9 protein-coding genes are annotated in these 13,964 nt (G+C 67.8%); 4 read left to right on the top strand and 5 right to left on the bottom strand.

The genetic code is table 11. The features are described 5' to 3' along the window. Positions 1–27: 27 nt before the first annotated feature. The gene (locus H512_RS0110645; protein ID WP_245585389.1) at positions 28–1,401 is read right to left on the bottom strand and encodes a M48 family metalloprotease; all 1,374 of its coding nucleotides are present in this window, start codon (positions 1,399–1,401) and stop codon (positions 28–30) included. A gap of 135 nt (positions 1,402–1,536) precedes the next feature. Here H512_RS0110645 and H512_RS0110640 point away from each other — a divergent pair, with 135 nt between their 5' ends. Beyond that, positions 1,537–2,685 (top strand): aminotransferase class I/II-fold pyridoxal phosphate-dependent enzyme, encoded by a 1,149-nt coding sequence (locus H512_RS0110640; protein WP_210162679.1) that lies wholly within the window; start codon positions 1,537–1,539, stop codon positions 2,683–2,685. A gap of 4 nt (positions 2,686–2,689) precedes the next feature. Here H512_RS0110640 and H512_RS0110630 read toward each other — a convergent pair whose 3' ends face one another. Both H512_RS0110630 and H512_RS0110625 read right to left on the bottom strand, forming a co-directional pair. After that, entirely contained in the window at positions 2,690–3,031 is a 342-nt protein-coding gene (locus H512_RS0110630; RefSeq protein WP_026783437.1) for a gamma-glutamylcyclotransferase family protein, read from the bottom strand. A 103-nt stretch (positions 3,032–3,134) separates the two neighbouring features. After that, positions 3,135–5,846 (bottom strand): Rne/Rng family ribonuclease, encoded by a 2,712-nt coding sequence (locus H512_RS0110625; RefSeq protein WP_026783436.1) that lies wholly within the window; start codon positions 5,844–5,846, stop codon positions 3,135–3,137. Between the two features lie 858 nt (positions 5,847–6,704). Between H512_RS0110625 and H512_RS0110620 the strand changes: the two genes are divergently transcribed. From H512_RS0110620 to prfB, 3 genes are all read left to right on the top strand, one after another. Continuing rightward, complete coding sequence (locus H512_RS0110620) at positions 6,705–7,943, top strand: N-acetylmuramoyl-L-alanine amidase (protein ID WP_245585388.1); 1,239 nt, start codon at positions 6,705–6,707, stop codon at positions 7,941–7,943. A gap of 240 nt (positions 7,944–8,183) precedes the next feature. Further along, positions 8,184–10,661 (top strand): penicillin-binding protein 1A, encoded by a 2,478-nt coding sequence (locus H512_RS0110615; protein ID WP_026783434.1) that lies wholly within the window; start codon positions 8,184–8,186, stop codon positions 10,659–10,661. 149 nt (positions 10,662–10,810) lie between these two features. After that, positions 10,811–11,942 (top strand): peptide chain release factor 2 gene (gene prfB, locus H512_RS0110610; protein ID WP_156899452.1). Its coding sequence is split into 2 segments (ribosomal slippage): positions 10,811–10,879 and positions 10,881–11,942, totalling 1,131 coding nucleotides; the frame shifts between segments, so codons are not numbered across the junction. Between the two features lie 75 nt (positions 11,943–12,017). Here prfB and H512_RS0110605 read toward each other — a convergent pair. Continuing rightward, positions 12,018–13,325, bottom strand: a complete 1,308-nt coding sequence (locus H512_RS0110605) for a peptidoglycan DD-metalloendopeptidase family protein (RefSeq protein WP_053239756.1) — start codon at positions 13,323–13,325, stop codon at positions 12,018–12,020. Between the two features lie 99 nt (positions 13,326–13,424). Further along, positions 13,425–13,889: a thioredoxin-dependent thiol peroxidase gene (bcp, locus tag H512_RS0110600; protein WP_026783431.1), complete on the bottom strand. Its 465-nt coding sequence runs from the start codon at positions 13,887–13,889 to the stop codon at positions 13,425–13,427. Between the last annotated feature and the right edge of the window lie 75 nt (positions 13,890–13,964).

Here is a 13,964-nt window from a genome sequence, read left to right as displayed (position 1 = left end):
TCCTTGTGCCGGGCGCGGCGCGGCCGGTCATTTCGATGCCTTGTAGGTGATGATGTCGTCGGCGCGCAGCCAGGCCGGCGAGCCGGTCTTCAGCTTCTCCTGGGCGCGGATGGCGTATTTCTTGGCGGTGTCGATGTCGCCGGCGGCAAAGCTGCCCTGCGCCGAGGCGAGGTCGGCCAGCGGGATATTGTTCTTGCGGGCATAGGCGATGGCCAGCTGGCGGTAGCCGAGCGGCTGGTCGGGATCGTCGCCGATGCCCTTGGTGAGCGCGGCGATCGCTTCGTCGGTGAGCTTCCCGTCGCCCGTGCCGACCAGCGCCTGACCGAGCATGACACGGATGAGGCCGGCATTGGGGGCGAGCGACACCGCCTTGCGGAGCGGCGCTATGGCGCCGCGCGGATCGCCGGTTTCCAGCATGATCTGGCCCTTCAGCTCCCAGAAATAGGCGTCGCCCGGCGACCGCTTGATCAGCGCGTCGAGCCGGGCGAGCGCCGACTTCGGATCTGCGAAGCGATAGGCGACGATGGCGCGGGCGTAATCGGCGGCAAGGCTGGTATCGGATGGCGGATAGAGCCGCATCACGCTCTGGGCGTTGCGGGTGAAGGCGGCGAACTTGGCGCGCACCAGGTCGTGCCGCGCCTTCAGCGCGGGATCGTCGGGCTTGTCGAAGAACTTCGACTTCCGCGCCTGCTCCTCGATCATGGCGATGCGGTCGGCGGCCAGCGGATGGCTCTGGATATAGGGATCGATATGCGCCGACATGAACATCTGCTGGTCGGCGAAGCGCTTGAAGGTGTCCAGCATGCCCTTGGCCGACTGGCCGGTGGCGGCGAGATACTTCAGCGCCAGCTGGTCGGCCGCCGTCTCGTTCTCGCGCGCATACATCAGCAGGCCGCGCTGGCCGAACTGCAGGCCGCCGGTGGCGAGCGCCCCGGCCGCCGCGCCGCCGCCGCCGGCCGCGCCGGCCGCGACGCCGCCGATCACCGCCAGCGCCGACAGGATCTGCATCCGCCGGATCTCCGCGCGAAGCTGGGAGAGGTGGTTGGCGGCGAGATGACCGATCTCGTGCGCCAGCACGCCGATCAACTCGTTGGGCGTGGTGGAATCGATGATGGCGCCGGCGTTGACGAAGATGTGCCGGCTGTCGGCGACGAAGGCGTTGAAGGTGTCGTCGTTGACCAGCTTGACCTCGACCGTGGCCGCGCCGAGGCCGGCCGCCTTGAGCAGCGGCCGCGTGTAGTCGGTGATCAGCGCCTCCGCCTCGGCGTCGCGCAACAGCGAGATGCTGCGGCCACGCTCGGCAGCTAAGGCCGGCAGCGAGGACGAGACGGCAATTGCCGCCGCCGTGAGGACGGCGACGGAGGTACGGCAGAAGCTCTTCATCATGGCGCGATTCACCATCGGAAGTCTCGTCAGGGTGCCCTTGGCCTGATAAAGGGCAGAACGCGGGGCCGGCGCAACGGAAAAATCCCCAGTCAGCTGGATTGGGCCCCAGACTGCCGGCCATCTCGGGCGAAATCGTGGAGGGAAGGGGACATGCTGGTTTCGCGGCGGAGTGACGTGGCGCCCTTCCTGGCCATGGACGTGCTGTCGGACGCCAACCGCCTGGCCCGTCAGGGCCGCGACATCGTCCACATGGAGCTTGGCGAGCCCGGCGCGCCGGTACCAGCCGCCGTGCGCGCCGCCGCCGAGGCAGCGCTCGCCCGCGGCCGCGTCGGCTATACCGAGGCCCTCGGAATTCCCGAACTGCGCGCCCGCATCGCCCGCCTTTATGCCGACCGCTACGGCGTCGACGTGCCGGCGTCGCGGGTGGCGGTCACCGGCGGCTCGTCCGGCGCCTTCAACCTGGCTTTCCTCGCCATGTTCGACGTCGGCGACCGCGTCGGCCTGCCGACCCCCGGCTATCCGGCCTATCGCAACATCCTGACGGCGCTCGGCCTCGACGTGGTGGAGATCCCCACCACCGCCGACGCCCGCTGGCAGGCGAGCGCCGCCGCCATCGAAGCGGCGCATGCCGAGAAGCCGCTGGCCGGCGTCGTCGTCGCCAGCCCCAACAATCCCTCCGGCACCATGCTGACCCGCGCCGGTCTCGTCTCGCTGGTCGACGCCTGCCGCGACATGAAGATCGCGCTGGTCATGGACGAGATCTACCACGGCCTCGTCCATGACGGCGACGAGGTGACGGCGCTGGAATTCTCCGACGACGTCGTGGTGGTCAATTCCTTCTCGAAATACTTCTGCATGACCGGCTGGCGCGTCGGCTGGATGGTGCTGCCGGAGCGGCTGGTGCGGCCGGTGGAGCGCCTCGCCCAGAACCTGTTCATCTCGCCGTCCGAATTGTCGCAGCGCGCCGCCCTGGGCGCCTTCGAGGCGGGCGAGGAACTGGAAGCGGTGAAGGCCGGCTACGCGGCGAGCCGTCGTCTTCTCTTGGAGAGAATGCCCCGGATCGGCCTCGACCGCTTCCTGCCGGTCGACGGCGCTTTCTATTTCTATGCCGATGTCAGCCGCTACACCAACGACAGCCTCGACTTCTGCCGCCGTATGCTCAACGAGGCGGGCATCGCCGCCACGCCGGGCCTCGACTTCGACACCGGCCGCGGCGCCTCCTACGTGCGCTTCTCCTTCGCCGGCCGCACCGAGGCGATCGCCGAGGCCTGCGACCGGCTCGGCCGCTGGCTGAAATAGGCCCTCACGCCTTGACGTAGACCCAGGCCACGGCGCCTGATTTCAGCGTCACCAACACGCGCTTGTAATCGGCGACCTCGTAGCCGTCGGCGGCGACCAACTCGTCCGGCGTGATCTCGAAGACCACGCCCGGCACCTCGTCGGCGGCATCGCCGCTCTCCGAGACGATCGGATGATGCGTCTCGCCCGATTGCCTGAGCACCTCGGGATCGGTGATCTCGACGAGATCGCGCCGCCAGCCGACCATGGCGTCGGGCCGGCCCTTCAGCTCACGCCCGAAATTGGCGAGCTGCACCGATTTGAGTTGCAGCGTTCCGTAGGAAAACAGCAGCACGGACTCGGACATGGCGGGTCTCCTCGTTGCCGGTGCCGGCGCCGCAGCGCCCGATGCGACGAGGCCGCCCCAGGGGTTCCGGGGCGGCCTCGATCGATATCTGCCCGGTCGTTCCTCAGAAGAACGAGCGGCGCTGCCACCAGCCGGACTTCTTCGGACGGTTGTCGTCGGGTTCCGGCTCCGGCTCGGGTTCCGGCTGCGACGCCGGCTCGTTGGCTTCCACCGATTTCTCGACCAGTTCGGCGACGCTTTCCAGCGGCGGATGGAAGACCGGCTCCTCGGACACTTCGACGGTCTCGTCCGGCGTCCCGGCGTCCTCGGTGGAGTCTTCGGTCATCTCCTCCGGTGCCTCGGCAGCCTCTTCGGCCGCTGCCGCCTGCGTTTCCACCGGCTCGTCGAGCAGCTCGCTCGACGTTCCGGCGCTCGCTCCGGCATCGCCGGCGTCAGCCACCGGTTCATCGTCGGTCTCGGTGGACGCCTCGCCTTCTTCCGTCACGGCGGCTTCCGCTCCGGCGGTCGATTCGGAACCGATGTCCTCCTCGAGCTGGTGCCGGCGGCGTCCGCCACGGCGGCCGCGACGGCGCGAACGGCGACGCTCGCTTTCGGCTTCGCTCTCGCCTTCGGCGCGCGCCTCGCCATTGTCGTCGGCGCCTTCGTCGTCGGCGTCAGCGCCTTCGATCACCGACGGCTCGCCGCCCTCGGCGGCCACCTCGTCCTGGCCCTCGCCGTTGGCACCCTCGCCATTCTCGGTCCGCCGGCGACGGCGCCGGCGACGCTTGCGGCGGCTGTCGCTGTCGCCGTTGCGCTCGTCGCGCGTCGACCGCGGCTTCTCGATCTCCTCGTCTTCCTCGTCCTCTTCCTCGATCTCCTCGTCGATCTCCAGGTCGTAGGGCTGCACGCTCTCGGGCGTCAGCGTCGGCGCGGGCGGCGGCGGGGCAGGATTGAGGATGATTTCGCCGCGCTCGACGACGAAATGCTGGGAGCCGAGGTGCTCGTCGGCGGAAATGGTGATGGTCAGCCCGAAGCGCGCCTCGAGGTCGGACAGGTGCTTGCGCTTCTGGTTGAGGATGTAGAGCGCCACCGACGACCGGGTGCGGACGGTGAGGTGGTGCGTCACGCCCTTGATCAGCAGGTCTTCCAGCGAGCGCAGCACGTGCAGCGCCACGCTTTCGGTGGAACGGACGATGCCGGCGCCGAGGCAGTGCGGGCACAGCTCGGTCGAGCCTTCCAAGACGCCGGTGCGGATGCGCTGGCGGCTCATCTCCATCAGGCCGAAGTGCGAGATGCGGCCAACCTGGATGCGGGCGCGATCGTTCTTCAGGCAATCCTTGAGCTTGCGCTCCACCGACTTGTTGTTCTTGGCCTCCTCCATGTCGATGAAGTCGATCACGATGAGGCCGGCAAGGTCGCGCAGGCGCAGCTGGCGGGCCACTTCCTCGGCGGCTTCGAGGTTGGTGGCGAGCGCCGTGTCCTCGATGTTGTGCTCGCGCGTCGAACGGCCGGAGTTGACGTCGATGGCGACCAGCGCCTCGGTCTGGTTGATGACCAGATAGCCGCCCGACTTCAGCGTCACCTGCGGCGAGAACATCGCGTCGAGCTGCGGCTCGACGCCGAAGCGGCCGAAGATCGGAATCGGATCGCGGTAGGGCTGGACGTTCTTGGCATGGCTCGGCATGAGCATGCGCATGAAGTCCTTGGCTTCGCGGTAGGACTCGTCGCCGGCCACCAGAACCTCGTCGATGTCCTTGTTGTAGAGGTCGCGGATCGACCGTTTGACCAGCGAGCCCTCCTCATAGACGAGGCTTGGCGCCGTGGAGCGCAGCGTCAGTTCACGCACGTTCTCCCACAGGCGCAGCAGATACTCGAAGTCGCGCTTGATCTCGGTCTTGGTGCGGGCGGCGCCGGCCGTCCTGAGGATGACGCCCATGCCTTCCGGCACGTCCAGTTCGTGGGCGATCTCCTTGAGGCGCTTGCGGTCCTGCACGTTGGTGATCTTGCGCGAGATGCCGCCGCCCCGGCCGGAGTTGGGCATCAGCACCGAATAGCGGCCGGCCAGCGACAGATAGGTGGTCAGCGCCGCGCCCTTGGTGCCGCGCTCCTCCTTGACGACCTGGACCAGCAGCACCTGCCGGCGCTTGATCACTTCCTGGATGCGATACTGGCGGGCCCGGCGCGACCGGCGCTCCGGCACCTCTTCCAGCGCGTCCTCGGCGCCGACGCTCTCGACGTGCTCTTCCTCGTCGTCGCCGCCCTGGTCCTCGCCATCGTCGTTGATGGTCTCGACCGACTGGTCGTCGTGGATGTCGATGACGCCGCCGGTCTCGGGGGTCGGCACCTCGTCGTCGGAATGCTCGCTGAAGAAGGGGGCTTCGCCGGCCGTAGCCTCGAAGGCCGGCTGCGGCGCCTCGCCCTCGGTCGCCTCACCTTCGGCGGGCGCCTCGCTGACGCTGTCGGCCGGCCGGGCGGCCGCCCTCGACGCCTGGGCGCGGGCCTGCCGGTCGCGGTGGGCGCGGGCACGCCGTTCGGCCTCCTCGCGCTCCTCGGCCTCCTCGGCCTCGATCAGCGCCTGCCGGTCGGCCTGGGGGATCTGGTAGTAGTCGGGATGGATCTCGGAAAAGGCGAGGAAGCCGTGGCGATTGCCGCCATACTCGACGAAGGCCGCCTGCAGCGACGGCTCGACGCGCGTCACCTTGGCGAGATAGATGTTGCCTCTGAGCTGCTTCCTTGTCGCCGACTCGAAATCGAACTCCTCAACGCGGTGTCCACGCACCACAACCACCCGGGTCTCCTCCGGGTGGGTGGCATCGATCAGCATCTTGTTGGCCATAAAGACTGACTCCCGGCCGTATCCGCCTCCGGCACCGCCGCAACCCTGGCAGGAAGCTCCGTGGAGCCCTCCGTGGGGTCGCCGCAGGCGGGAAGGATCGGGATCGGCCGTCGATAAGGGGGAAGGGAATGGGGAAAAGCGCCGGACCGACCAAGACCGCAAACCGGAGAAGGGCCGACGCTTGACGCGATCCTGCCCCCTCGCCGATTTTCTGTGGCCCCATGACTTTCACGTCCGGCACGTTCTTTCTTTTCAACACCGTCGTTCCGAAAAGACCCGCCCGGCCACAGCCAGTACGGGGGAACGGCGACGAATGCGTGTGTCGGGCGGCCTTGCGGCCGCGCGCCGGAGCCCCGAACTTTCCGGTGGATCTACGGGCGTCACGCATGTCCTCCGCGACATGGCCAAAGGCCGGGCGGACGACAACAGGCGGAAATCCGGCGTCCGCGCAGGGCCGGAAAACCACACCGGCGGTTGCGCTGACTTCTCGGACTCCCGGCTGCCGGCCTCGATCCTCTTCGCCTGTTTGCAAGCGGGAGGCGAGCCGGCTGGACGCTCTCAAGTACCGAGAGCAAGGATTCGGGCTCCAATTTCTTATTACTTGCGTGAAGTCCCATATGCAAGGCGATCAAATGGGCGCCCGATCAATTCCTCGCATTGTGAACGGTCGGCCGCTCCAGCCGGCGAGAGGCGAGGAATGGTTAACCAAATTGGCTTAGTTCCGTTAGAAATGGACTCCGGCCGGACAGCCGCACGGGAGCAAAACCCGGCCGCCGCGCCGGGCGCTTGAATTGGGGAGTTGCCATCCCGTCCGTCTGTGGCAGTTTGGGCCGCTCATCGGATCGTGGGAGCGATCATTTGACGACCGTTGCAAACCGCTTGGCAGCCTTTGTCCGCACCGCCGTGCTGGCGGTACTGGCGCTCGCCTGTCTCACGGCGGCCGCGTTCGCCGAGGGAGCGCCGATCGCCAGCGACGGCCGCGTCGTCGGCGACGACAACCGCACCCGTTTTGTGCTCGACCTGACGGGCGAGGTCGATCTCAGCGCCTTCACGCTCGCCGAACCCTATCGCGTGGTGGTCGATCTGCCGGAGATCGACTTCCGCCTGCCGGCCGGCACCGGCACCACCGGCCGGGGTCTGGTCAGCGACTGGCGCTACGGCCAGTTCGCGGCCGGACGCTCGCGCATCGTGCTCGACGTCACCGGACCGGTGAAGATCGACAAGGCCTTCGTGCTGCCGGCCATCGAGAACCAGCCGGCCCGCCTGGTGCTCGACCTTCTGAAGACCTCGGCCGCCGCCTTCGACGAGGACCTGCGCAAGAGCCAGCTCGCCCGCGACACCGCCAACGAGGCGCCGGTGCAGAAGGCCGACCAGTTGCCGCCGCCCGACCGCAGCAAGCGCGAGAAGCCGCTCATCGTCATCGACCCCGGCCACGGTGGCGTCGATTCCGGCACGGTATCGGCGTCGGGCGTCCGGGAGAAGGACATCGTCCTCGCCTTCGCCAAGAAGCTTCAGGAGCGCCTCGAACGCACCGGCAAGGTGGCGGTGCTGCTGACCCGCACCGACGACACCTTCCTGCCGCTGGCCGCCCGCGTGCAGTTCGGCCGCGACCACGCCGCCGACCTCTTCCTGTCGATCCACGCCGATTCCGAGCATGTCGGCTCGGTGCGCGGCGCCACCGTCTACACGTTGTCCGACAAGGCGTCCGACCAGGAGGCGGCGGCGCTGGCCGCCAAGGAGAACGCCTCCGACCTGATCGCCGGCCTCGACCTGCAACAGGAGACGGGCGACGTCACCGACATCCTCGTCGATCTCACCCGCCGCGAGACGCGCAACTTTTCCGCCTCCTTCGCCGGCGGCCTCGTCGGCGATCTCGCCTCGGCAACGCGGATGATCAAGAATCCGCGCCGTTCCGCCGGCTTTCAGGTGCTGCGCGCCCACGACGTGCCGTCGGTTCTGCTGGAGATCGGCTATCTCTCCAACGATCAGGACGAGAAGCTCCTGACCTCCGACGAGTGGCGGCTACGCGTCGCCGACGCCGTCACGCAGGCGGTGCTGCGCTTCTTCGGCCAGAAATACGCCTATCTCGGCAAGTAGCTCGACGGTCGACTGTTGCGGCCGGGCAACGGCGCGGCCCCGCCTTCGCCACAAAGAGCGACGAACGTCGTCATCCACGGAAACATTCGCATTTCGCGGCGTTTTGCGATATCGGCTGGCCCGAACACACCGATGGATGGGCATTCGGGCAGAGGCGCCTCCGGCAAGCCGGATTTGGCGCGGTCGCCGCGGATCGACAACCCGGCGCGGCCGGCGTCGATGGGAACGTATGGACGGGACATGATCTTCGCAAAGTTCTTCGGCTGGGTCTTCTCGATCGCGGCGCTGCTGTTCCTGGTGGTGGCCGGCGGCCTCGCCGTCTACATCCACTCGCTGTCGAGCGATCTGCCCGACACCAACCAGCTGCGCAACTATCAGCCGCCGGTGGTGACGCGCGTCCACGCCGCCGATGGCCAGCTTGCCGCCGAATACGCCCATGAACGCCGCCTGTTCCTGCCGATCCAGATGATTCCCGACCGGGTGAAGCAGGCGTTCATTTCCGCCGAGGACAAGGGCTTCTACACCCATCCCGGCATCGACCTGCTGAGTCTGGCTGGCGCGGCGGTGAAGAACCTCGACACCCTCGTCTCCGGCTCCAACAAGCGGATGGTCGGCGCCTCGACCATCACCCAGCAGGTGGCCAAGGTGTTCCTGCTGACCAACGAGCGCACCATCGACCGCAAGATCCGCGAGGCGCTCTTAACGCTGAAGATCGAGCAGACCTACACCAAGGACCAGATCCTCGAACTCTATCTCAACGAGATCTACCTCGGCTTCCGCTCCTACGGCGTCGCCGCCGCTTCGCTGGCCTATTTCGACAAGCCGCTCAGCGACCTGAAGCTCGAAGAGGTGGCCTATCTCGCCGCGCTGCCCAAGGCGCCGGAGAACTACAACCCCTACCGCAGCCGGCAGGCCGCCGTCGAACGCCGCAACTACGTTATCGAGCAGATGGTGCAGAACGGCTATGTGACGCGCGAGGAGGGCGACGCCGCCCTGAAGGCGCCGCTGGTGGTCGCCGAGCGCAACCAGTCGGCCAAGGTGTTCGCCTCCGACTATTTTGTCGAGGAGGTCCGCCGCTCGCTGCTCGCCATGTACGGCGAGAAGGGTCTCTACGAGGGCGGCCTGTCGGTGCGCACCACGCTCGACCCGAAGATGCAGGTGATCGCCCGCGGCGTGCTCCAGCGGGCGCTGCTGCGCTATGACGAGGCGCACGGCTGGCGCGGCGCCAAGAAGCAGATCGACGTCACCGGCGACTGGGGCATCCCGCTGGCCGCCGAGCCGGCGCTGGTCGACGTGCCGGAGTGGAACGTCGCCGTGGTGCTCGGCTTCGACGGCGATGCCGCCCGCATCGGCCTCCAGCCCTCCAAGGGGCCGACCGGCAAGGTCAACGACGAGCGCGTCGAGGGCGTCATCCCGCTCGACCAGCTCAAATGGGCGAAGTGGGACAGCGGTCCCAAGCGCGGCGCGGCGGTGAAGGCGGCCTCCGACGTGCTGTCGGTCGGCGATGTCGTCTACGTCGAGAAGACCGGCGATGCCGTCGGCACGCTCGAAGCCTACCGCCTCCGCCAGTTCCCCGGCATCTCCGGCGCGCTGGTCGCCATGGACTCGACCACCGGCCGCGTGCGCGCCATGGTCGGCGGCTTCTCGTTTGCCGAAAGCGAGTTCAACCGGGCGACCCAGGCGATGCGTCAGCCGGGCTCCTCCTTCAAGCCGTTCGTCTATTCGACCGCCCTCGACAACGGCTATACGCCGGCCTCGGTGATCATGGACGGCCCGATCGAGATCGACCAGGGCCCCGGCCTCGGCATATGGCGGCCGCAGAACTACGGCGGCGGCTACGCCGGCCCGTCGACGCTCCGGACCGGCATCGAGAAGTCGCGCAACCTGATGACCGTGCGTCTCGCCCAGGACATGGGCATGCCGCTGGTCGCCGAATACGCCAAGCGCTTCGGCATCTACGACAAAATGCAGCCGGTGCTGGCCATGGCGCTCGGCGCCGGCGAAACCACCGTGATGCGCCTCGTCAACGCCTACGCCATCATCGCCAACGGCGGCCGGCGCGTGCAGCCGACGCTGATCGACCGCGTGCAGGACCGCTTCGGCCGCACCATCTACAAATACGATCAGCGCGTCTGCGAGGGCTGCAACGCCGACGGCTGGAAGGGGCAGGACGAGCCGCAGCTCGTCGACGAGCGCGAGCAGGTGCTCGATCCGATGACCGCCTACCAGATCACCTCGATGATGGAGGGCGTGGTCCAGCGCGGCACGGCCACCGTGGTCAAGAGCCTCAACCGTCCGATCGCCGGCAAGACCGGCACCACCAACGACGAGAAGGACGCCTGGTTCGTCGGCTTCACGCCGGAGCTGACCGTCGGCGTCTTCCTCGGCTTCGACACGCCGAAGCCGATGGGCCACGGCGCGACCGGCGGCCTGATCGCCGCGCCGGTGTTCCGCGACTTCATGGCCCAGGCGCTGGTCGGCCAGCCGCCGCAGGAATTCAAGGTGCCCGAGGGCATGGTGCTGATCCCGATCGACCGCAAGACCGGCATGCGCGCCTACGAGGGCGACAGCGCCATCATCGAGGCGTTCAAGCCGGGCACCGGCCCGTCCGACGTCTATTCGGTGATCGGCGGCGACGGCATGGCCTGGGGCGTGCCGACCCAGGTCAACCCGGAGGCCGACAAGGCGGCGGTGAGCGGCACCGGCGGGCTTTATTGACGAAAGCCCCCGCGGGTGCCGATCGGCCCCACGGGGTTTACATTGGCGGCTTCCATTTCTATGGTCCGCCGCGCCCGTGATCGACGACGGGCGCCCGCCGCCGGCTCCGCCGCGGCGTTCCCTCAACCTCCTGACTGGAGCGCACAGCCATGCGAGCCGAAATCGAGGCCATCGTCGACGAGATCAAGCAGGGTATGGCCCTGCTGAGGAGGCATCTTTGACTGGGATGCCTCCCAGCAGCGTCTAGCCGAACTCAACGGTTTCGTCGAAGACCCCGCCCTCTGGAACGATCCCGAGCGCGCGCAGAAGATCATGCGCGAGCGCACCGATCTCGAGAACCGAATCAACGGCTATCTCAGGCTCGACCGCGACCTCAAGGACAGCGTCGAACTGATCGAGCTAGGCGAGATGGAGGGCGACGCCACCGTCGTCGCCGACGCCGAGAACACCTTGCGCGGCCTGAAGGACGAGATCGCCCGCCAGCAGGTGGAGTCCATGCTGTCCGGGGAGGCCGACGCCAACGACACCTATATCGAGGTGAACTCCGGGGCGGGCGGCACCGAGAGCCAGGACTGGACCAACATGCTCCTGCGCATGTACACGCGCTGGGCGGAGAAGCGCGGCTACAAGGTCGAGGTGCTGGAAGTCCACGACGGCGAAGAGGCCGGCATCAAGAGCGCCACTGTGCTCGTCAAGGGCCACAACGCCTACGGCTGGATGAAGACCGAATCGGGCGTGCATCGCCTCGTCCGCATCTCGCCCTTTGACAGCCAGGCGCGGCGGCATACCTCATTTTCGTCGGTGTGGGTCTATCCGGTGATCGACGACAAGATCGAGATCGAGGTCAACGAAAGCGACTGCCGCATCGACACCTACCGGGCGCAGGGCGCCGGCGGCCAGCACATCAACACCACCGACTCGGCGGTGCGCATCACCCACTATCCCTCGGGCATCGTCGTCTCCTGCCAGGCCGAGCGCTCGCAGCACAAGAACCGGGCCACGGCCTGGAACATGCTGCGCGCCCGCCTCTACGAGGCCGAGTTGAAGAAGCGCGAGGAGAAGGCCAACGCCGAGAACGCCGGCAAGACCGACATCGGCTGGGGCCACCAGATCCGCTCCTACGTGCTGCAACCCTACCAGTTGGTGAAGGACCTGCGCACCGGCGTCGAGAGCACCGCGCCGTCCGACGTGCTGAACGGCGACCTCGACGCCTTCATGGAGGCGGCGCTCGCCCAGCGCGCCTTCGGCAAGCAGCCGGCCGAAATCTCGGACATCGACTGAGCGGCTGTTGCGGGTTGAAAACGGAAAAGGCGGGGTGCCGGTGCGCCCCGCCTTTGTCATGTCCGGACCGATCGGTCAGGGCAGCAGGCCCGCCAGCCGGTTGCCGGCGGCGATGTAGTTGATCGGGTTGAGCGGCGTGCCGTTGAGCCGCGTCTCATAATGGAGATGCGGGCCCGTCGAGCGGCCGGTGGAGCCCACCTCGCCGATCACCGTGTCGCGCGTCACCTTGTCGCCGACGCGGGCGATGATGCGCGACATATGGCCGTAGCGGGTGGTGATGCCGTTGCCGTGGTCGACCTCGACCATGTTGCCGTAGCCGCCCGACCAGCCGGCCGCCGTGACGACGCCGGGCGCCGTCGGCCGGATATCGGAACCGGTCGGCGAACGGAAGTCGATGCCGGCGTGGAAGGCCAGCGAGCCGAGGAAGGGATCGCGCCGCGAACCGAAGTTGGAGGTCATGTCGGCGCCGGGCAGGGGACGGATCAGCGGCAGCCGCGCCGCCTCGGCCTTCACCCGCTCGATGCGCTCGAACGCCTGATCGGCTTCCTGCATGGCGGCGGCCAGCGCCTGGGCGCTGCCGAGCGGAATGAACGGGCCGCCGACTGCGTCCTCCTGATCCGCCGGGGCGTCCGGCACGTTGACGCTGAGGCCGACGTCGGAGATGACATCCACCGCCGCGTCGACGCGCGAGTTGGCGGCGTCGGCGATCGCCTCGACGGCTTTCGCCTGTTGGGCATCGACGGCGGCAAGGTGGCTGGCGATCGCCTTGAAATCGGGCCTGCCGTCCGTCGTGCGCAATTCCGCCAGCTTGGGCGCGGCAGCGGCCGGCGCCGCGGCGGTCAGCGCGTCGAACTGGTGATCGATTCGGGCGGCGTTACCGGCATCGGCGGCATAGGCGTTGATCGAACCGGTGACGTCAGGATCGAGCGCCGCGCGCTTGTCGGCGCCGACCGGCGCGTTGCGGCCGTCGATCAGGCCGATGCTGCGCGCCTTGTCGATCAGCGCACCCACGGCCTGCTGGCGGGCGGCGATGCCCTGCTGCGCCGACAGGATCTTCTCGACCTTCTCGTCCATGGCGACGCTGTCGAGGATCTGCCGGCTGGAGATGCGGTCGATCTCCGAGCGCAGGCGGGCGATGCGGTCCTCGTAAGCCTGCTGCATGTCGGCGTTGCGCTCGCGGACGAGGTCGAACAGGTCGTCGCGGAACACGAGATAGGTGGTGGCGGCGAGGAAGCCCAGCGACACCGTCAGGAACAGGGTCAGGCCGCCGAACAGCGCCAGCGGGCTGAAGGTGTAGGTGCGGGTGTTGTCCCGGCTGATGATGACGATGCGTCTCGCCGAATTCTGGCTGCGATATCGATCTGCGGCTTGCGGTCTCATCATCAACGCGACGCTCCAGGGGAACCCATGCCGACGCCGAAGCGCGGCCCCGTTGGAGCGATTAGAAACCGTTAGGGTTAATGAAGGCTTGAGACCGCCGCCTCACAACGCTTTGATGGCGGCCAGCACCTCCTCGGCGTGGCCTTCCACGCTGACCTTTGGCCAGGCCCTGGCGATGGTGCCGTCGGGCGCGACCAGGAAGGTGGAGCGGACAATGCCGAAGTATTTCTTGCCATAGAGCGACTTCTCGCCCCAGGCGCCGTAGCTTTCCGCCACCTTGTGCTCGGGATCGGAGGCAAGGGCCACCGTCAGCTTGTGCTTGGCGCGGAATTTTCCGTGCTTTTCAGCGGTGTCGGGTGAAATGCCGATCACCGTGGCGCCGGCCTTCTCGAATTCGTCGGCGAGGCAGGAGAAGCCGATCGCCTCCCTGGTGCAGCCGGGCGTGTCGTCCTTGGGGTAGAAGTAGACGACCACCGGCTTGCCGCGAAGGGCGGCGAGCGAAACCTCGCCCTGGTCGGTCGGCAGGGTGAAATCGGGGGCAGGGGAACCCACGGCAACGGTGCTCATCGGCGGTCTCCGGCTGAATAGGAGCGGCCATTATAGCCCCATGCACGCCGGTCGGATCAAGCGCCGCCGTCGCAG

This window comes from Pleomorphomonas koreensis DSM 23070 (assembly GCF_000425185.1).
In the GTDB taxonomy this organism is placed as follows: Bacteria; Pseudomonadota; Alphaproteobacteria; order Rhizobiales; family Pleomorphomonadaceae; genus Pleomorphomonas; species Pleomorphomonas koreensis.
The sequence above is the reverse complement of the archived record's forward strand: the minus strand, read 5'-3'. Positions and strand labels throughout refer to the sequence as shown.

Coding starts and splice junctions, on each gene's coding strand:
- H512_RS0110645 (WP_245585389.1), bottom strand. CDS start 1,401: ATGGTGAATCGCGCCATGATGAAGAGCTTCTGCCGTACCTCCGTCGCC.
- H512_RS0110640 (WP_210162679.1), top strand. CDS start 1,537: ATGCTGGTTTCGCGGCGGAGTGACGTGGCGCCCTTCCTGGCCATGGAC.
- H512_RS0110630 (WP_026783437.1), bottom strand. CDS start 3,031: ATGTCCGAGTCCGTGCTGCTGTTTTCCTACGGAACGCTGCAACTCAAA.
- H512_RS0110625 (WP_026783436.1), bottom strand. CDS start 5,846: ATGGCCAACAAGATGCTGATCGATGCCACCCACCCGGAGGAGACCCGG.
- H512_RS0110615 (WP_026783434.1), top strand. CDS start 8,184: ATGATCTTCGCAAAGTTCTTCGGCTGGGTCTTCTCGATCGCGGCGCTG.
- H512_RS0110605 (WP_053239756.1), bottom strand. CDS start 13,325: ATGATGAGACCGCAAGCCGCAGATCGATATCGCAGCCAGAATTCGGCG.
- bcp (WP_026783431.1), bottom strand. CDS start 13,889: ATGAGCACCGTTGCCGTGGGTTCCCCTGCCCCCGATTTCACCCTGCCG.